The organism is Pseudomonas sp. AO-1 (genome assembly GCF_019775695.1).
GTDB lineage: Bacteria > Pseudomonadota > Gammaproteobacteria > Pseudomonadales > Pseudomonadaceae > Aquipseudomonas > Aquipseudomonas parakoreensis.
The window spans coordinates 4,441,209-4,458,497 of record NZ_CP079947.1 but is presented as its reverse complement, the minus strand read 5'-3'; the positions used below and the strand labels follow the sequence as shown (position 1 = coordinate 4,458,497).

At 60.1% G+C, this 17,289-nt stretch carries 19 protein-coding genes; 2 read left to right on the top strand and 17 right to left on the bottom strand.

Translation table 11 applies throughout. The features are described 5' to 3' along the window. Positions 1–13: 13 nt before the first annotated feature. The gene (locus KVQ82_RS20180) at positions 14–1,162 is read left to right on the top strand and encodes an acyl-CoA dehydrogenase family protein (protein WP_222015433.1); all 1,149 of its coding nucleotides are present in this window, start codon (positions 14–16) and stop codon (positions 1,160–1,162) included. Positions 1,163–1,251: 89 nt separating this feature from the next. Here KVQ82_RS20180 and KVQ82_RS20175 read toward each other — a convergent pair whose 3' ends face one another. From KVQ82_RS20175 to KVQ82_RS20125, 11 genes are all read right to left on the bottom strand, one after another. Then, positions 1,252–1,800: an adenine phosphoribosyltransferase gene (locus KVQ82_RS20175; protein WP_003223345.1), complete on the bottom strand. Its 549-nt coding sequence runs from the start codon at positions 1,798–1,800 to the stop codon at positions 1,252–1,254. Between the two features lie 78 nt (positions 1,801–1,878). Then, positions 1,879–2,613 (bottom strand): fumarate/nitrate reduction transcriptional regulator Fnr, encoded by a 735-nt coding sequence (gene fnr, locus KVQ82_RS20170; RefSeq protein WP_025110355.1) that lies wholly within the window; start codon positions 2,611–2,613, stop codon positions 1,879–1,881. Between the two features lie 159 nt (positions 2,614–2,772). Further along, positions 2,773–4,155 carry an oxygen-independent coproporphyrinogen III oxidase gene (gene hemN, locus KVQ82_RS20165; protein ID WP_041067816.1) on the bottom strand — a complete coding sequence of 461 codons (1,383 nt, stop codon included), beginning with the start codon at positions 4,153–4,155 and terminating at the stop codon, positions 2,773–2,775. A 246-nt stretch (positions 4,156–4,401) separates the two neighbouring features. Continuing rightward, complete coding sequence (locus tag KVQ82_RS20160; protein ID WP_222015432.1) at positions 4,402–5,085, bottom strand: sulfite exporter TauE/SafE family protein; 684 nt, start codon at positions 5,083–5,085, stop codon at positions 4,402–4,404. After that, the gene (gene ccoS / locus KVQ82_RS20155) at positions 5,078–5,290 is read right to left on the bottom strand and encodes a cbb3-type cytochrome oxidase assembly protein CcoS (RefSeq protein WP_041067822.1); all 213 of its coding nucleotides are present in this window, start codon (positions 5,288–5,290) and stop codon (positions 5,078–5,080) included. Before ccoS ends, KVQ82_RS20160 begins: the two co-directional genes overlap by 8 nt. Positions 5,291–5,312: 22 nt before the next feature. Further along, positions 5,313–7,763, bottom strand: coding sequence for a heavy metal translocating P-type ATPase (locus KVQ82_RS20150; RefSeq protein WP_222015431.1), 2,451 nt, complete (start codon positions 7,761–7,763; stop codon positions 5,313–5,315). 130 nt (positions 7,764–7,893) lie between these two features. Next, positions 7,894–8,433 carry a FixH family protein gene (locus KVQ82_RS20145; protein ID WP_108182177.1) on the bottom strand — a complete coding sequence of 180 codons (540 nt, stop codon included), beginning with the start codon at positions 8,431–8,433 and terminating at the stop codon, positions 7,894–7,896. 11 nt (positions 8,434–8,444) lie between these two features. Further along, a complete protein-coding gene (ccoG, locus tag KVQ82_RS20140; RefSeq protein WP_222015430.1) occupies positions 8,445–9,860 on the bottom strand; it encodes a cytochrome c oxidase accessory protein CcoG in 1,416 nt (471 codons plus the stop codon). A 222-nt stretch (positions 9,861–10,082) separates the two neighbouring features. After that, complete coding sequence (locus tag KVQ82_RS20135; RefSeq protein WP_222015429.1) at positions 10,083–10,493, bottom strand: type II toxin-antitoxin system VapC family toxin; 411 nt, start codon at positions 10,491–10,493, stop codon at positions 10,083–10,085. After that, positions 10,493–10,747 carry a type II toxin-antitoxin system Phd/YefM family antitoxin gene (locus KVQ82_RS20130; RefSeq protein ID WP_041067899.1) on the bottom strand — a complete coding sequence of 85 codons (255 nt, stop codon included), beginning with the start codon at positions 10,745–10,747 and terminating at the stop codon, positions 10,493–10,495. Before KVQ82_RS20130 ends, KVQ82_RS20135 begins: the two co-directional genes overlap by 1 nt. A gap of 173 nt (positions 10,748–10,920) precedes the next feature. Beyond that, positions 10,921–11,121, bottom strand: coding sequence for a hypothetical protein (locus KVQ82_RS20125; RefSeq protein ID WP_108182179.1), 201 nt, complete (start codon positions 11,119–11,121; stop codon positions 10,921–10,923). Positions 11,122–11,374: 253 nt separating this feature from the next. Here KVQ82_RS20125 and KVQ82_RS20120 point away from each other — a divergent pair, with 253 nt between their 5' ends. After that, positions 11,375–12,379, top strand: coding sequence for a metallophosphoesterase (locus KVQ82_RS20120; RefSeq protein WP_108182180.1), 1,005 nt, complete (start codon positions 11,375–11,377; stop codon positions 12,377–12,379). Between the two features lie 55 nt (positions 12,380–12,434). On the opposite strand, the gene ccoP (KVQ82_RS20115) is transcribed toward KVQ82_RS20120, so the two are convergent. The 6 genes from ccoP (KVQ82_RS20115) to KVQ82_RS20090 all read right to left on the bottom strand — a co-directional run bounded on the left by ccoP (KVQ82_RS20115) (position 12,435) and on the right by KVQ82_RS20090 (position 17,286). Continuing rightward, entirely contained in the window at positions 12,435–13,418 is a 984-nt protein-coding gene (gene ccoP / locus KVQ82_RS20115; protein ID WP_041067842.1) for a cytochrome-c oxidase, cbb3-type subunit III, read from the bottom strand. After that, entirely contained in the window at positions 13,415–13,600 is a 186-nt protein-coding gene (locus tag KVQ82_RS20110) for a CcoQ/FixQ family Cbb3-type cytochrome c oxidase assembly chaperone (RefSeq protein WP_003175465.1), read from the bottom strand. Before KVQ82_RS20110 ends, ccoP (KVQ82_RS20115) begins: the two co-directional genes overlap by 4 nt. A 6-nt stretch (positions 13,601–13,606) precedes the next feature. Then, positions 13,607–14,215 carry a cytochrome-c oxidase, cbb3-type subunit II gene (ccoO, locus tag KVQ82_RS20105; RefSeq protein WP_198760195.1) on the bottom strand — a complete coding sequence of 203 codons (609 nt, stop codon included), beginning with the start codon at positions 14,213–14,215 and terminating at the stop codon, positions 13,607–13,609. After that, a complete protein-coding gene (ccoN, locus tag KVQ82_RS20100) occupies positions 14,215–15,657 on the bottom strand; it encodes a cytochrome-c oxidase, cbb3-type subunit I (protein WP_222015428.1) in 1,443 nt (480 codons plus the stop codon). The genes ccoO and ccoN overlap by 1 nt, the downstream gene beginning before the upstream one ends. A 481-nt stretch (positions 15,658–16,138) precedes the next feature. Continuing rightward, positions 16,139–17,092 carry a cytochrome-c oxidase, cbb3-type subunit III gene (gene ccoP / locus KVQ82_RS20095; protein ID WP_222015427.1) on the bottom strand — a complete coding sequence of 318 codons (954 nt, stop codon included), beginning with the start codon at positions 17,090–17,092 and terminating at the stop codon, positions 16,139–16,141. Then, positions 17,089–17,286: a cbb3-type cytochrome c oxidase subunit 3 gene (locus tag KVQ82_RS20090; protein WP_041067875.1), complete on the bottom strand. Its 198-nt coding sequence runs from the start codon at positions 17,284–17,286 to the stop codon at positions 17,089–17,091. Before KVQ82_RS20090 ends, ccoP (KVQ82_RS20095) begins: the two co-directional genes overlap by 4 nt. Between the last annotated feature and the right edge of the window lie 3 nt (positions 17,287–17,289).

The following is a 17,289-nucleotide window of genomic DNA, read 5'->3' as shown; positions in this document are numbered from 1 at the left end:
ATGGAGTTCGCCGATGCCTGCCTTCCAGGAATACTTCGACCCCAGCCACCAAATGGTCCGCGACAGCGTCAGACGTTTCGTCGAGCGCGAGATCCTGCCGGACGTCGATGCGTGGGAAGAAGCCGAAGGCTTTCCCCGTGAGCTGTACCTGAAGGCCGGGGCGGCGGGGATTCTTGGCATCGGTTTTCCCGAAGCGCTGGGTGGCAGCCACGAAGGTGATCTGTTCGCCAAGGTTGCCGCCAGCGAAGAACTGATGCGCTGCGGTTCCGGTGGTCTGGTTGCCGGCCTCGGCTCGCTGGATATCGGCCTGCCACCGATCGTCAAATGGGCCCGGCCCGAGGTGCGCGAGCGTGTCGTGCCGCAAGTGCTCAGCGGCGAGAAAATCAGTGCGTTGGCGATTACCGAACCCGGCGGTGGTTCCGACGTCGCCAACCTGCAGACCCGCGCCGTGCGTGACGGTGACGTTTATCGGGTCAGCGGCAGCAAGACCTTCATTACCAGTGGCGTACGCGCCGACTTCTATACCGTCGCCGTGCGCACCGGAGCGCCGGGTTTCGGCGGCATCAGCCTGCTGTTGATCGAGAAGGGCACCCCCGGCTTCACCGTCGGCCGCCAGTTGAAAAAAATGGGCTGGTGGGCCTCGGACACCGCTGAGCTGTTCTTCGACGATTGCAGGGTGCCTGTGGGCAATCTGATCGGCGCCGAGAACATGGGCTTCGCCTGCATCATGGGCAATTTCCAGAGCGAACGGCTGGCGCTGGCGCTGATGGCCAACATGACCTCGCAGCTCGCGCTCGAAGAAGCGCTGAAATGGGCGCGCGAGCGTGAAGCATTCGGCAAGCCGATCGGCAAGTTTCAGGTGATCAAACATCGGTTGGCCGAAATGGCCACGGCGCTGGAAGTATCGCGCGAGTTCACCTCTCGGCAAGCGGCGAAAATGGCGGCGGGGCAGAGCGTGATCAAGGAGATTTCCATGGCCAAGAACGTCGCCACGGACACCTCGGACCGGATCACCAGCGAGGCGGTGCAGATTCTTGGTGGCCTGGGTTTCATGCGCGAGAGTCTGGTAGAGCGGTTGTATCGGGATAATCGCATTCTGTCGATCGGCGGCGGGACGCGGGAGGTGATGAACGAGATCATCAGCAAGCAGATGGGGCTTTAAAAGCAAAAGATCGCAGCCTTCGGCAGCTCCTACAGGGAAACGCACATCCCTTGTAGGAGCTGCCGAAGGCTGCGATCTTTTGATCTTTACTATTTATCGGTCAAAGCAAACTGCGTCAGGCAGAAGGTAGGGATGCCCATATCTTCCAGACGCTGCGAACCGCCCAGCTCCGGCAGATCAATGATCGCCGCCGCCTCATGCACCCGCGCGCCCATGCGGCGGATCAGGTTGGCGGCTGCGATCAGCGTGCCACCGGTGGCAATCAGGTCATCGAACATCACCACCGAATCACCTTCGCACAGGCTGTCGGCGTGGACTTCGAGGAACGCTTCGCCGTATTCGGTCGCGTAACCTTCGGCCAACACGTCCGCCGGCAGTTTGCCCTGCTTGCGGAACAGCACCAGCGGCTTGTTCAACTGGTAGGCCAGCACCGAACCGATCAGGAAGCCGCGCGCATCCATCGCGCCGATGTGGGTGAAGTCGGCTTCCACATAGCGGTGGGCGAAGCTGTCCATCACCAGGCGCAGGGCCTTGGGCGACTGGAACAGCGGGGTGATGTCGCGAAAGATCACGCCCGGTTTCGGGAAGTCGATCACGGGGCGGATCAGGGATTTGATGTCGAAGGAGTCGAAGACCATCGTCGAGGTGTCCTGGCAGGGCTGCAAACGGCGCAGTATACCCGCGGCTGAAACGCTTCGCTCAACCGCGGATCGAGATCAGCCTTCGAGCGAGCCGCCGGCCAGGGCGCAGAGCTGGATCGGGTCGAGGATGTGGATCTCCTTGCCCTCGGCGGCGATCAGTTCGTTCTGCTGGAAGCGCGTGAACACCCGCGACACGGTTTCCACCGCCAGGCCCAGGTAATTGCCGATTTCGTTGCGCGACATGCTCAGGCGGAACTGGTTGGCCGAGAAACCCCGAGCGCGGAAGCGGGCCGACAGGTTGACCAGGAACGTGGCGATGCGCTCGTCGGCGGTTTTCTTCGACAGCAACAGCATCATTTGCTGGTCGTCACGGATCTCGCGGCTCATCACCCGCATCAGTTGCCGGCGCAGCTGCGGCAGTTGCAGGGCCAGTTCATCGAGGCGTTCGAAAGGGATTTCACAGACCGAGGTGGTTTCCAGGGCCTGGGCCGACACCGGATGTTTCTCGGTGTCCATCCCGGACAGGCCGACCAGTTCGCTCGGCAGGTGGAAACCGGTGAGCTGTTCTTCGCCGGTGTCGCTCAGGCTGAAGGTCTTCAGGGCGCCGGAGCGTACTGCATAAACGGAATCGAAGGTGTCACCCTGGCGGAACAGGAACTCACCCTTTTTCAACGGGCGACCACGTTTAACGATTTCGTCCAGCGCATCCATGTCTTCCAGATTCAGAGAAAGTGGCAGGCAGAGAGGGGCCAGGCTGCAATCCTTGCAATGGGCCTGGTTGTGAGCGCGCAGTTTGACTGGCTCGGACATTTCTTAAATCCTTGTGGGAAAACACACATAAGCCGTAAGGGTAACCCACGGGAGGACATTCAGGCCAGTCTGGGGCGAGATTGCCCTGCGGGCATAAGGCCGCAGGGCAAACAAAGACACGGGGCATTCGCGATACATCGGTTTCATGAGCAGGACGTTTCAGATCACCCGCGAGAAGCGCTGGCGGTTCTGTTGTTCCAGGTACGCGTCGAACACCATGCACACCGAACGCACCAGCAGGCGTCCGGCCGGCAACACTTCGATGCGCTCGCGCTCCAGCTTGATCAGCCCGTCGTTGGCCATGCCCTGCAGTTGCGGCCACAGCGCGCCGAAATAACCCTGAAAATCAATGTTGAACGCTTGCTCGATTTCGGCGAATTCCAGGCTGAAATTGCAGATCAGTTGCTGGATCACCGCGCGTCGCAGGCGATCGTCGGCATTGCACACCAAGCCCCGGCTGGTCGCCAGTTGCGCGGCGGCGAGGGTGTTCTGGTACTGGTTCAGATCGCTGTTGTTCTGGCAGTAGAGATCGCCGATCTGACTGATCGCCGACACCCCCAGACCAATCAAGTCGCAATGGCCGTGAGTGGTGTAGCCCTGGAAGTTGCGCTGCAGGGTCTGTTCTTCCTGGGCAATCGCCAACTCATCGTCGGGCAGGGCGAAGTGATCCATGCCGATGTAGCGATAACCGGCGGCGGTCAGTTGTTCGATGGTGCGCTGGAGCATTTGCAGTTTTTGCGCAGGGCTTGGCAGCTCGTGGCTGTTGATCCGCCGCTGTGGCATGAAGCGCTCCGGCAGGTGCGCATAGTTGAATACCGAGAGCCGGTCCGGTTGCAGGCTGATGACTTCCTCGACGGTCCGCGCGAAATTTTCCGGGGTCTGCTTCGGCAGGCCGTAGATCAGGTCGATGTTGATCGAGCGAAATTGCAGGGTGCGCGCCGCGTCGATCACTGCACGGGTTTCTTCCAGGCTCTGCAGGCGATTGACCGCCCGTTGCACCGCCGGATCGAGGTCTTGCAGGCCGATGCTGACCCGGTTGAAACCCAGTTCACGCAGCAGGCCCATGGTCGACCAGTCGGCCTCGCGCGGGTCGATCTCGATGCCGTAGTCGCCGGAGTCATCATCCAGCAGATTGAAGTGTTTGCGCAGGTGCGCCATCAACTGCCGCAGCTCGTCATGGCTGAGGAAGGTCGGGGTGCCGCCGCCGAAGTGCAACTGCTCGACTTTCTGTGCCGGTTCCAGGTGACAGGCAATCAACTGGATTTCCTGTTCCAGGCGTTGCAGATACGGCTGTGCCCGCCCGCGATCCTTGGTGATGACCTTGTTGCAGGCGCAGTAGTAGCAAATATTCGCGCAGAACGGCACATGCACATACAGCGACAATGGGCGCAGCGCCTTGCGACTTTCGCGCAGGGCGTGAAACAGGTCGAAGGTGCCGACCTGGCTGTTGAATTGCACGGCGGTCGGATACGAGGTGTAGCGCGGCCCCGCCAGGTCGTAGCGGCGGATCAGATCAGTGTCCCAACGAATGGCGTCGAGCATGCGGGCATTCCCCCGGATAGGCTGGCAGTGTGGCGAGTCTATCGGGGTGCGGCGACGGGGCTCTTGATTTGCATCAACGGCGGATTGGTAGTGATTGCTTTGTGGTGAGGGGATTTATCCCCGATCGACTGCGAAGCAGTCGTAAACCTGTTTGCAATGTATGAATGGAAGAATGCAGGGGCGCTTCGCACACCATCGGGGATAAATCCCCTCACCACAATGGATCTTCTCAGGGCTTTGATCGGATCAGTGACCCATCAGCCAATGTTGGTGGGGGCCAGGAAGGGTCCAGATCCCGAACAGAATCACCAGCAAGCCACCGGCCACGCGCACACTGCGTTTACGCAGCAACGCCGTCACCCGCTCGGCAGCCAGTCCGGTGGCGAGTAGCACCGGCCAAGTGCCCAGCCCGAACGCCAGCATCAACAACCCACTGTCCAGCGCATTGCCCTGGCTCGCCGACCACAGCAGCGTGCTGTAAACCAGTCCGCACGGCAGCCAGCCCCACAGTGCGCCGAGCAGCAGGGCGCGGGGCAAACTCGACACCGGCAGCAAGCGGTTGGCCACCGGCTGAATGTAACGCCACAAGCCACGGCCGAGGCTTTCGATACGGGTCAGGCCGCTCCACCAGCCGGCCAGATACAGGCCCATGGCAACCAGCAGCAACCCGGCGAGAATACGCATGAACATCGCCGCCGGACTGTTCGCCACCGCCCAGCCAGCCAGCCCGATCAGCAAACCGGCCGTCGCGTAACTGAGGATCCGTCCGAGGTTGTACGCCAGCAGCAGACGAAAGCGCCGGCTGCGCTGTTCCTTGGGAATCGCCAAGGTCAGCGCGCCCATCAGGCCGCCGCACATGCCCAGGCAATGCCCGCCACCGAGCAGGCCAAGGATCAGCGCGGAAACCAGGAGAGGCACCAGCTCAAGCATGGGGTGGCGCCTTGTCCTGCGGCTGGTCGGATTTGGCTTCGTCGACGGCGGCGGTGTGGTTCGGGTCCTGATCATCGAACAGGATGCTGTGCGCCGGGCCATCAAGGTCGTCGTACTGACCGCTGTCCACCGCCCAGAAGAAGATGTACACAGCGATGGCCACGATCAGCAGGGCGGCGGGGATCATCACGTAAAGAGCTGGCATCGGTACTCCAGGCCCGCACGGCTCAAGCCGGCAACGGGCGGGTTTCTGAACGGGTGCCGACAACCGGCGCGCTCGGCAGGCGAGTCAGGCGCAGGGCGTTGAGCACCACGGTCAACGAACTGATCGACATGCCGACGGCGGCCCACACCGGGGTGATCCAGCCGAGGGCGGCGAACGGCAACATGAGGCCATTGTACAGCGCCGCCCACAGCAGGTTCTCGATGATTACCCGACGGGTTCTGCGCGCTAACGTGAAGGCGTGCACCAGCGCATCGAGGCGGTTGGACAGCAGCACCGCGTCGGCACTGGTTTTCGCCAGATCGGTGGCCGAACCCATGGCCACGCTGATGTCGGCAGCGGCCAGCACCGGCACGTCGTTGACCCCGTCACCGAGCATCAACACCTTGCGTCCTTGTTGATGCAGCTGTTGCAGCACATGCAGTTTGTCATCCGGGCGTAGACCGCCACGGGCCTCGTCGATACCCAATTCGGTGGCAACGCTGGCGACCATCGGCGAGCTGTCGCCGGACAGCAGCAATGTGCGCCAGCCACGCGCCTTGCAGGCGGCGAGCAGGGCGGGCGCATCGTCGCGCAGGCGATCGTCGAGGACGAACCACGCCAGCGCTGCCGTGTGATCACCGAGCAGCAGCCACTGACCCGGCTCATCCGGCATCGCCGGCAGTGGCGAACCGCTGAGGGCGCAGACAAACTCCGCCTGACCAATGCGCAAGCGCTGTGTACCTACCCGTCCTTCGAGACCGAGTCCCGGCGTGCTGTGCACATCTTCAGCGGCCAGTGGCGCACGACCGAAGGCGCGGGCAATCGGGTGTTCCGAACGGTTTTCCAGGGCGGCGGCAAGGCTCAGGCACTGGTCGCTGCTGAGTGTGCCCAGCGGGTGAATCGAGCGCAGGACCAGGCGGCCTTCGGTGAGTGTGCCGGTCTTGTCGAAGATCACCGTGTCGATCTGGTTCAGGCCTTCCAGCACATGCCCGCGCGTCAGCAACAGGCCGAGTTTGTGCAGGGTGCCGGTGGCGGCGGTCAACGCCGTCGGGGTTGCCAGCGACAGCGCGCAAGGGCAGGTCGCGACCAGCATCGCCAGGACGATCCAGAACGCCCGCGACGCATCCAGTTCCCACCACAACAGGCCGATGGCCGCCGCCGCAATCAGCGACAACAGCAAGAACCACTGCGCCGCGCGGTCGGCGATTTCCGCCAGGCGCGGTTTTTCCGCCTGGGCGCGATCGAGCAGGCGGACGATGGCCGACAGGCGCGTGTCCTGACCCAGCGCCAGTACCTCGACGGTGAGCGCGCCTTCGACATTCAGCGTGCCCGCGGTGACCGCATCGCCCAGCGTGCGCGGTTGCGGCAGGTATTCGCCGGTCAGCAGCGATTCGTCGATGCTTGACTGGCCATCGAGAATCTTGCCATCCGCTGGCAGGATCGAACCCGGTTGCACCAGCACCCGGTCACCCAGGCGCAGTTCGCTGAGCAGGATGCGTTCGCTCTGGCCGTCGGTGTCGAGACGCAGACACGAGGCCGGCAGCAGGTTTACAAGCTGCGCAGTGGCAGCGGCGGTGCGTTCGCGGGCACGGCGTTCCAGATAACGCCCGGCGAGCAGGAACAGCGCAAACATCCCGACCGCATCGAAATACAGCTCACCGACGCCGGTGATCGAGGTCCAGATCCCGGCGATGTAGGCGCTACCGATGGCCAGCGACACCGAGACGTCCATGGTCAGGTGGCGGGTGCGCAGATCGCGCATCGCGCCCTTGAAGAACGGCGCGCAGCTGTAGAACACGATCGGTGTTGTGAGAAATAGCGCTACCCAGCGCAGGATCGTGTGCAATTCGGGGCTGAGGTCGATGTTGAATTCCGGCCAGGTGGCCATGGTCGCCATCATTGCCTGAAACCACAGCAATCCGGCGACGCCGAGCTGGCGCAACGCGAGGCGATTTTCGCTGGCCAGTTGCTCGCTGGCGCGGTCAGCCTGATACGGGTGGGCGACGTAACCGATGTGGCGCAGCTCGGCGAGGATCTGGCTCAGCGGCAATTGCGCGTCGGCCCATTGCACATGCAGGCGATGGTTGGACAGATTCAGTCGTGCCTCGGCCACTGCCGGCAGGCTGCGCAGGTGTTTCTCGATCAGCCAGCCGCAGGCTGCGCAACTGATGCCTTCCATCAACAGCGTGGTTTCGGCGAGTTCGCCTGCGTGACGGACGAAGGGTTTTTGCACGTCGGCGCGGTCGTACAGCGCCAGTTCATCGGTCAATTGCACCGGCAAGGCTTCGGGGTTGGCCGAGGCTTCGCTGCGATGCTGGTAATAGCTTTCCAGACCACCGGCGACGATGGCTTCGGCCACGGCCTGACAGCCGGGGCAGCAGAACTCGCGGGACTCCCCGAGCACGACGGCGGTGAAGCGACTGCCCGACGGAACGGGCAGGGCGCAGTGGTAGCAGGGGAGTGGGGTGGTCATCGAATATTCGCTAATACTGCTGAATCAACACCATCCTTGTAGGAGCTGCCGCAGGCTGCGATCTTTTGATTTTGTTTTTGAAAGCAAGATCAAAAGATCGCAGCCTGCGGCAGCTCCTACAGGGTTCGGTTTACTTCTTCTGGTCTTCAGCGCCCTGCAGCGGTTCGTCACCGAGCAGCAGATCCTTGTCATGGCTGACCTGTTCTTCTTCGAACATGCGCCACACGTGGTCGTCCTGAGTGCCCAGCAATTCGACAAAACGCCGACCTTCGACCTTGTCGCCCAACTGGCCGATGTAACGGCCGGCTTCGGTTTCGCTGCGGGTCAGGACAATCTTGCGATCCTTCTCCGGCTGGGTCGGCGAGATCAGGTTCAGTTCCAGGGTTTTCGGCTGGCTGTCACCGCTCAGGCGCAGGTCGACTTCGCCGGTGAGTTCATCCAGATGGACGTTGGCGCGCATCTTCAACTCCTGCGCCAACAGTTCACGGTCCAGCGAGCGGTTGATGCCTTTGCCGGCCTCGTAGTAGTTGTCGTTGACCAGGTTGTCCGGGTTGTTCACCGCAATGGTCACCATTGACAGGGTCAACGTCACCGAGCAGGCCAGGATTCCGATGATGATCCATGGCCAGAGGTGCTTGTACCAAGGGCTTGCGGCGTTTGCGGCGGGCATGTTCAGTTCTCTCAACGGGTTTGTGGGCCGATGAATCGGCTCTTGGCTTCAACGTGGACGCTGTCGTCGTCGGCGTCCTTGAGGATGAATTTCACCTCGTTGGTGCTCGACGGCAATTGTTCCGGTGCGCTCGACAACTCCACCGGCATGCTGAAGATTTCGCCGGCCGGGACCTTGATCTCGCGTTTGCCTTGCAGGCGCAGATCCGGCAGGCCGACGGCCTCCAGCACGTAGGTGTGGTCGCGCTGATCCTTGTTCATGATCTTCAGGCTGTAGACGTTTTCGATCCGGCCTTCGGCGTTCTCGCGGTACAGCACGCGGTCCTTGCTGACGTCGAAGCCGACCAGCGAGCGCATGAAGAACGCCGTCACCAGCAGGCTGATCATCGCCAGCAGCACCACGGCATAGCCGATCAGGCGTGGCCGCAGTTTATGGGTTTTCTGGCCGGACAGGTTGTGTTCGGTGGTGTAGCTGATGAGGCCGCGCGGGTAGTCCATTTTGTCCATGATCGCGTCGCAGGCGTCGATGCACGCGGCGCAACCGATGCACTCGATCTGCAGGCCGTCACGGATGTCGATACCGGTCGGGCACACCTGGACGCACATGGTGCAGTCAATGCAATCGCCCAGGCCCATAGCCTTGTAATCGACGCCTTTCTTGCGCGGGCCACGGCTTTCGCCGCGACGCGGGTCGTAGGACACGATCAGGGTGTCCTTGTCGAACATCACGCTCTGGAAACGTGCATAGGGGCACATGTAGATGCACACCTGCTCGCGCAGCCAGCCGGCGTTGCCGTAGGTGGCGAGGGTGAAGAAACCGACCCAGAAATACGACCAGCCATCGGCCTGGCCGGTGAAGAACTCGATCACCAGTTCGCGGATTGGCGAGAAGTAGCCGACGAAGGTCATGCCGGTGACGAAGCCGATCAGCAGCCACAATGAATGCTTGGCGAGCTTGCGCAGGAACTTGTTGCCGCTCATCGGCGCTTTATCGAGCTTGATCCGCTGGTTGCGGTCGCCTTCGGTGACTTTCTCGCACCACATGAAAATCCACGTCCACACGCTTTGCGGACAGGTGTAGCCGCACCAGACGCGGCCGGCGTAAACGGTGATGAAGAACAGACCGAACGCGGCAATGATCAGCAGGCCAGACAGCAGGATGAAGTCCTGCGGCCAGAAGGTCGCACCAAAGATGAAGAACTTGCGTTCCGGCAGGTTCCACCACACCGCCTGATGCCCGCCCCAGTTCAGCCACACCGTACCGAAATACAACAGAAACAGCGCAGCGCCGCCCATCATCCGCAGATTGCGGAACAGGCCAGTGAAAGCACGGGTGTAGATTTTTTCTCGAGAGGCGTAAAGGTCGACGCTGTTGTTCGCGTTTTTGCTCGGCGGTGTGACGTCGTGTACCGGAATCTGGTTGCTCATCATTGCATCCCACGGCAGTGGACAAATGCCTCGGTCGATACGTGCCGACCGCGGTCAGAAAGGGGTGTTGCAGTGGCGCAATGATACGCCTGTCGCTCTAATTCAAGGGTGCGACCTTTGGTCGCGTTGGGAAAAAAGCATTATTGGTGTAGCGAATGCAGCAAAGCCTGATGCAGATCAATTGACTTGTTGAGTATGGACGGTTTTGCAGTGGCAGCTAATTCATTGCTCCCATGGGTTGATCAGGGCGACGCCGCTCGAGCGGAAATCATCGACATTGCGCGTGACCACCGTGAGTCCATGCACCAGGGCCGTGGCAGCGATCAATGCATCGCTTTCATTGGCCTGGTCGGGCACATGCAGGCTGGCACAACGCAGCGCTACTGCAGCATCAACCGGCAGGATTCGGGCTTCGAATGCGGGCATGACGTGACGCGTCAGCCAACTGCGCAACAGCTTTCCTTGAGCAGGATCGCGCCGTTCCATTCGCAGGACTCCGGTTTCCAGTTCTTTCAGAGTAATGGCGGAAATGTACAGACGCGGGGCGATGACGCCTTTGGCCCAACTGACCACATTGGCATCGGCTTGCGGCTTGCGAAGTTCGGAAATCACATGGGTGTCGAGTAAATACATCAGGACAGGTCCACGGGACGATGAATGATGACTGCGCGCTCGGTTTCGAAATCGATGTCGGCAGCCTCCGGCATGACCAACCAATCGACAATGCTTGTGTTTGCGCCGCTCAGTTTCTGATATTCCTCAATGCTCAAAAGGACATGAGAGGCCTTGCCACGGTCGGTGATGATCACTGGACCCAGACGCGCAGCCTTTTTGGCGCTGCTGGTGTCCTGGTTGAATTCACGGCTGGAGATGGTGGTGATTGCCATCATGGTTGACCTCTCGCATACAGATGTAGCAACGTTACTACTTCGCCTTGGGGGCGGCAATCGAGGAAGACAGGACTCAGCGGTCCGTTGGTCGGTCCGTGGCTGGCATTAGTCGAGCCAACCTCGCACAAGGCGCAGGCCGGCTCAGGTTGATACTGACGTGGCTTCAAGACTCAGGGCAGCCTGCCGCCGCCCAGGCTATCGAGACTGCCGGTATTTCGATGGCGTTTTGTGGTGCTTTTGGAATCGGGTTGTGACGGACTGTCGAATGTCGCGGTAATGGTTTCCACGGTTTTTTCCGATGATTCGGTTGGAAGATCAGATTCAGTAAGAGGCTGATCAACCAGGAGACAGGTTTTGTCGTCATTCAACATAGCGGCTTCATCCTTGAAGTGGCTCCGATGCGGGTCACCGGGCCTTTGGCAGACCCTACAGAGCAAGCTGAAACGAGTCCATCAGGCATGTGTCTCAAAGTATTAATTTCAACGGCTATGTCCATGCCGTAGAAATATCATTAGTTAATTGAAAGCTTTTAATTTTTTATTGATTTCGAATAGTTTGGTGTCTGTTCTGCAGCATGCTAGTTGCATGTTCGTGTTTTGAAAGTTAACGGAATAATGGAGTGTTATGAAAATCAAGGAAGTTAAAGAGCTTTTCGCTTGTCTGTGCCTGTTATCGCTGAGTTATTTCGCCAGTGCCAATGAAGGTGTTCCGCTGCACATGGTATTTGCCTCGGACCCGCAATACCCGTGGACGGAAAAATCGGACAGTGGTGAAGATGAGCCGAGCGCGGACTTTGAAAAACGCTCGAAATGGCTGGTCGAGAGCCAGTTTGCGAGTATTGCGCAGTTTCGCAACGAAATGGGCGGCCAGGCCGCCGTGCCGTTGATGATCAACGGCGACATCACTGCGTTCGGCCATGGCTGGCAGCGCTCCTTCATGAAGACGATGCTGAACAAACACTTTGGCGATCAATTTCTCTATGGGCTGGGTAATCATGATTACCAGAACAACGTGAATGACTGTTTCAGTGAGAGTTGCGCGGCGGGCAGTATTGTCGATTATCGTGATCATCACGAGGGTAAAGTCGATAAGTTTGATCTTGAAGTGAGTGGCAGCTTTTTGAATAAGCACTATCTCGGCAGTCTGGCGTATTCAAAGAATATTGGTGAAGTACATCTGGTGCAGTTGAATAATGAGCCGACTTACCAGGTGAAGATTTCCCATGCGCTGAATCCGACCTCGTTCGACATCAAACAGTCACTGGACTGGCTGGAAAATGATTTGCGAATAGCGCGAGCGCAGGGCTACGCGATCATTATCAATATGCACAAACCCTATGACTGGGCAGGCAGTTGGGAGCAACAGAAGCGCTTTCGCGAAATGCTTGAAAAGTATCAGGTGACGGCGATATTTGCTGGTCATTACCATGGCGAGGGTGGCAGCCAGACCTACATGGGCAGTGTGCCGATGTTCCTCAGCGGTGCGGCCTCTCAACAGACGTACCTGACGGCCAGCTTTTCCAAAGACCGCAAACAACTTGAGGTGAGTCTGGTCGAGGGTAATCAGTGGCGCCATCGTCAACCGGTGGCCACAGTGCCGGTGAAATCGATCTGGGCCAGTCGCCCATAAAAAAGCCCCCGCCAGAACACTGGTGGGGGCTTTATTTTGCGTCAGGCGTTAGGCCTTATTGGGCCTCGGCTTCAGCGGGTTTGTCACCGTGAGACAGGCTGTAAACATACGCCGCCAGCAAGTGCACCTTATCGTTGCCTTGCAGTTGTTCCTGCGCAGGCATCTGGCCCTGACGGCCGTAACGGATGGTCTGCTGCAGTTGGGCGAAGCTCGAACCGTAGATGAACGCGGCCGGGTGGGTCAGATTCGGTGCACCCATCGCCGGGGTGCCTTTGCCTTCCGGTCCGTGGCAGGCCACGCAGTTGGCGGCGAACAGTTTCTGGCCGTTGGCCGGGTCAGCCTTGGTGCCTTCCGGCAGTTTGCGGCCATCAAGTTGAGTGACCACGAAGGCTGCGACGTCGGCGACGCCTTGCTCGCCAATGACGTCGGCCCAGGCCGGCATCACCGCGTGACGACCGCCCATGATGGTGGTCTTGATGGTTTCCGGCTCGCCGCCCCAGCGCCAGTCGGCGTCGGTCAGGTTCGGGAAGCCATAGGCGCCTTTGGCGTCGGAGCCGTGGCACACCGAGCAGTTGGAGGCGAACAGGCGACCGCCCATCTTCAGTGCTTGTGGATCCTTGGCGACTTCCTCGATTGGCATCGCCGCGAACTTGGCGAAGATCGGACCGAACTTGGCGTCCGAGCGGGCCATTTCCTTTTCCCACTCGTGCACGCCGGTCCAGCCGGTCTGGCCGTTGGCGAACGCGGTCTGCTTGTCGTTATCGAGGTAGTTGTAGCCCGGCAACAAGCCTTTCCAGTTGCCCAGACCCGGGTACAGCACCAGATAACCGAGAGCGAACACGATGGTGCCCACGAACAGCATGAACCACCATTTCGGCAGTGGGTTGTCGTACTCCTCGATCCCGTCGAAGGAGTGGCCCACGGTCTCTTCCGTCTGCTCGCTGCGCTGGCCCTTGCGGGTCGACAGCAGCAGCCAGGTCAGGGAAAAGATCGTACCGAGACTGAGGACTGTGACGTACAGACTCCAGAATGTAGTCATTCTTTGTTACTCCTAGAAGCTTGCTCGACGTGCTTGATGGCTTCGGGATCATCCGCAAAAGGCAGCAAGGTTGCGTCTTCAAACTCCGACTTGCGCTTGGGGCTGAACACCCACAACGCCAAACCGATGAAGGCCACCATCACGACAACGGTGCCCAGGCCGCGAATCATCCCGATATCCATGAAGAATCACCGTTTGCTTTTGATGATGGTGCCCAGGCCCTGAAGGTAGGCCACCAGCGCGTCCATTTCGGTTTTGCCCTTCACGGCCTCTTTTGCACCGGCGATGTCTTCGTCGGTGTAAGGGACGCCGAGTGTGCGCAACACTTCCATTTTCTTGGCCGTGTCTTTGCCGTCGAGCTTGTTTTCCACGAGGAACGGGTAAGCCGGCATTTTCGACTCAGGCACTACGTTGCGCGGGTTGTACAGGTGCGCACGCTGCCAGTCATCGGAGTAACGACCGCCCACGCGAGCCAGGTCCGGACCGGTACGTTTGGAACCCCACAGGAACGGGTGGTCCCAGACGCTTTCACCGGCGACCGAGTAGTGGCCGTAGCGTTCGGTTTCGGCACGGAACGGACGGATCATCTGCGAGTGGCAGCCGACACAACCGTTGGCGATGTAGACGTCGCGGCCTTCCAGTTCCAGTGCCGAGCGCGGCTTCATGCCTTCGACCGGCTTGTTGGTGACGTCCTGGAAGAACAGCGGAACGATCTGGGTCAGGCCGCCAATGCTGACGGCGATAACCATGAAGAAGGCCAGCAGGCCAATATTCTTCTCGACAGCTTCATGCTTCATCAGTGAGCTCCAACGACAGCGATCTGGGCGGCGGCTTCGGCTTCAACCGGGTTCGAGGCGCGCACGGTGCGCCAGACGTTGTAAGCCATCAGGAACATGCCGCTGGCGAAGAATGCACCGCCCAGGGCACGGACGATGTAGCCCGGGTGGCTGGCCTGCAGCGCTTCGACGAACGAGTAGGTGAGGGTGCCGTCATCGTTGATTGCACGCCACATCAGACCCTGAGTGATGCCGTTGACCCACATCGAGGCGATGTACAGCACGGTACCGATGGTCGCGAGCCAGAAGTGTGCGTTGATCAGGCCGACGCTGTGCATCTGCGCGCGGCCGAACAGTTTCGGGATCATGTGGTAGATCGCGCCGATCGAAATCATCGCCACCCAGCCCAGAGCGCCGGCGTGTACGTGGCCGATGGTCCAGTCGGTGTAGTGCGAGAGCGAGTTGACGGTCTTGATCGCCATCATCGGACCTTCGAAGGTCGACATGCCATAGAACGCCAGCGACACCACAAGGAAGCGCAGGATCGGGTCGGTGCGCAGCTTATGCCAGGCACCCGACAGGGTCATCATGCCGTTGATCATGCCGCCCCAGCTTGGCGCCAGCAGAATGATCGACATCGCCATGCCCAGCGATTGTGCCCAGTCCGGCAGTGCGGTGTAGTGCAGGTGGTGCGGGCCGGCCCAGATGTACAGGGTGATCAGGGCCCAGAAGTGCACGATCGACAGGCGATAGGAGTAGATCGGGCGTTCGGCCTGTTTCGGCACGAAGTAGTACATCATCCCGAGGAAGCCGGTGGTCAGGAAGAAACCCACGGCGTTGTGGCCGTACCACCACTGGATCATCGCGTCGGTCGCGCCAGAGTAGGCGGAGTAGGACTTGAAGAAGCTGACCGGCAGGGAAGCGTGGTTGACGATGTGCAGCATCGCGGTCACGACGATGAACGCGCCGTAGAACCAGTTACCGACATAGATGTGCTTGGTCTTGCGCTTGGTGATGGTGCCGAAGAACACCAGCCCGTAGGAGACCCAGACAATGGCCAGCAGAATGGCGAGCGGCCATTCCAGTTCGGCGTATTCCTTGGTGGTGGTGTAGCCCAGCGGCAAGGTAATGATTGCGCCGACGATAACTACCTGCCAGCCCCAGAAGGTGAAGGCGGCGAGGCTGTCGGAGATCAGTCGCGTCTGGCAGGTTCGCTGCACGACATAGTAGGAAGTGGCAAACAGTGCACAACCACCGAAGGCGAAAATCACCAGGTTTGTGTGCAACGGGCGCAGGCGTCCAAAGCTCGTCCACGGCAGACCGAAGTTCAACTCCGGCCAGACCAGTTGCGAGGCGATGAAGACACCAAGCCCCATGCCAAGGATCCCCCAGACCACCGTCATGATGGCGAACTGGCGGACTACCTTATAGTTATAAGCAGTCGGACTGATTGCTGTGCTCATTCTAAGGTTCCACGGTTTGGGTGTTTTATTAGGATTAAAATCGGCCGCAAGTATGCAGAGAGCAGGGGGTCATTGCAACGCGCCATGACCTGGGTCAATGCTTTCCAACGCTGATTCTGCGGCCTTTCCATACGCCGCGTAAGGACAAAATCGGCCTCGGACAAAATGTCGCAGCGGACGAAAAAAGCGAGGGGTTCAGGTCAGATGTAACGAGGTGTGTTCCAACGCAGTGATCGGGTGACGGACGGTCATCGACGCGACAGCCGGTATCTACCGGGCTTTGCGCCCTGTCAGTCAGGCGATTTGTCGAACACATCGCTCAAGGTCGACCTGGAACCGGCACGGGCCAGTCCGCATCGAGCAAGCGTAGACCCGAATCGGAGGATTCGAAAGGAGAGGGTGTGACGGGGTGCGACAATGCGTCGCAAAGGGGCGGGATGCTGCCGCATCGAGAACGATGCGGCAGAGGTGTACGCAATACTTATTGCTTGTTGTCTTCGGTAATCAGTTTTTCTGTATTCAATCCGTGTGAAAGACTGTACACATAAGCGGCCAGCAATTGCACTTTATCGTTGCCCAGCAATTCGTTCTGCGCTGGCATATGGCCTTGGCGACCATGGCGGATGGTCTGCTCAAGCTGCGTCAGGCTGGTGCCGTAGATAAATCCGGCCGGGTGCGTCAGGTTCGGCGCACCCATGGCTTCAGTGCCTTGGCCGGTTGCCCCATGACAGGCTACGCAGGTGTTGCTGAACGCTTGCTGTCCGGCCTGCAGGTCAGCCTTGCTGTCGGCCGGCAGCGGCAGGCCGGCCAGTTCGTGACGCACATACGCCGCGACGTTCTTTACACCTGTCTCGCCGAGCACTTCGCCCCAGGCCGGCATCGCCGCCATCCGCCCACCCATGATGGTGGTCTTGATGGTCTCGGCACTGCCGCCCCAGCGCCAGTCCTTGTCCGCCAGGTTGGGGAAACCGAACGCGCCCTTGGCGTCGGAACCGTGGCACACCGAGCAGTTGGAGGCGAACAGTCGGCCACCCATTTTCAGCGCCTGCGGATCCTTCGCCACTTCTTCCACCGGCATGGCGGCGAACTTGGCGAATATCGGCCCGAATTTGGCGTCGGCCTTGCTCATTTCCTTTTCCCATTCGTGGACGCCGGTCCAGCCGTCCTCGTAGCCGGGCAGAATGCCTTTCCAGTTGCCCAGGCCCGGATACAGGATCAGATAGCCCACGGAAAACACCAGCGTGCCGGCGAACAGCATGAACCACCACTGCGGCAGCGGGTTGTCGTACTCCTCGATGCCGTCGAAGCTGTGGCCCATGGTCTGGTCGACGCTGCCCTTGGTCTCGCCCCGGCGCGTGCCGATCAGCAGCCAGGTCAGGCCGATCAGGCTGCCGATGGTCAGTACGCAGATCCACGTACTCCAGAAGGTGGTCATGGCCGGGTACTCCTTGTTTCAGATGCGGGGGTAGTGTCGGGTTGCGGCTCGTCGGCGAACGGCAGCAGACGTGCTTCGGCAAACTCCGGGGTGCGCTTGCGATTGAATACCCACAAGGTCAGACCGACGAAGGCGACGAACACCACGACCGTGCCGAGACCACGTATGAGGCCTGTGCTCATTTCAATGACCATGGC

Bases quoted from the DNA above. Each gene is read 5' to 3' on its own strand.
- KVQ82_RS20180 (WP_222015433.1), top strand. From the start codon at position 14: ATGCCTGCCTTCCAGGAATACTTCGACCCCAGCCACCAAATGGTCCGC.
- KVQ82_RS20175 (WP_003223345.1), bottom strand. From the start codon at position 1,800: ATGGTCTTCGACTCCTTCGACATCAAATCCCTGATCCGCCCCGTGATC.
- fnr (WP_025110355.1), bottom strand. From the start codon at position 2,613: ATGTCCGAGCCAGTCAAACTGCGCGCTCACAACCAGGCCCATTGCAAG.
- hemN (WP_041067816.1), bottom strand. From the start codon at position 4,155: ATGCTCGACGCCATTCGTTGGGACACTGATCTGATCCGCCGCTACGAC.
- KVQ82_RS20160 (WP_222015432.1), bottom strand. From the start codon at position 5,085: ATGCTTGAGCTGGTGCCTCTCCTGGTTTCCGCGCTGATCCTTGGCCTG.
- ccoS (WP_041067822.1), bottom strand. From the start codon at position 5,290: ATGCCAGCTCTTTACGTGATGATCCCCGCCGCCCTGCTGATCGTGGCC.
- KVQ82_RS20150 (WP_222015431.1), bottom strand. From the start codon at position 7,763: ATGACCACCCCACTCCCCTGCTACCACTGCGCCCTGCCCGTTCCGTCG.
- KVQ82_RS20145 (WP_108182177.1), bottom strand. From the start codon at position 8,433: ATGCCCGCCGCAAACGCCGCAAGCCCTTGGTACAAGCACCTCTGGCCA.
- ccoG (WP_222015430.1), bottom strand. From the start codon at position 9,860: ATGAGCAACCAGATTCCGGTACACGACGTCACACCGCCGAGCAAAAAC.
- KVQ82_RS20135 (WP_222015429.1), bottom strand. From the start codon at position 10,493: ATGTATTTACTCGACACCCATGTGATTTCCGAACTTCGCAAGCCGCAA.
- KVQ82_RS20130 (WP_041067899.1), bottom strand. From the start codon at position 10,747: ATGGCAATCACCACCATCTCCAGCCGTGAATTCAACCAGGACACCAGC.
- KVQ82_RS20125 (WP_108182179.1), bottom strand. From the start codon at position 11,121: ATGTTGAATGACGACAAAACCTGTCTCCTGGTTGATCAGCCTCTTACT.
- KVQ82_RS20120 (WP_108182180.1), top strand. From the start codon at position 11,375: ATGAAAATCAAGGAAGTTAAAGAGCTTTTCGCTTGTCTGTGCCTGTTA.
- ccoP (WP_041067842.1), bottom strand. From the start codon at position 13,418: ATGACTACATTCTGGAGTCTGTACGTCACAGTCCTCAGTCTCGGTACG.
- KVQ82_RS20110 (WP_003175465.1), bottom strand. From the start codon at position 13,600: ATGGATATCGGGATGATTCGCGGCCTGGGCACCGTTGTCGTGATGGTG.
- ccoO (WP_198760195.1), bottom strand. From the start codon at position 14,215: ATGAAGCATGAAGCTGTCGAGAAGAATATTGGCCTGCTGGCCTTCTTC.
- ccoN (WP_222015428.1), bottom strand. From the start codon at position 15,657: ATGAGCACAGCAATCAGTCCGACTGCTTATAACTATAAGGTAGTCCGC.
- ccoP (WP_222015427.1), bottom strand. From the start codon at position 17,092: ATGACCACCTTCTGGAGTACGTGGATCTGCGTACTGACCATCGGCAGC.
- KVQ82_RS20090 (WP_041067875.1), bottom strand. From the start codon at position 17,286: ATGGTCATTGAAATGAGCACAGGCCTCATACGTGGTCTCGGCACGGTC.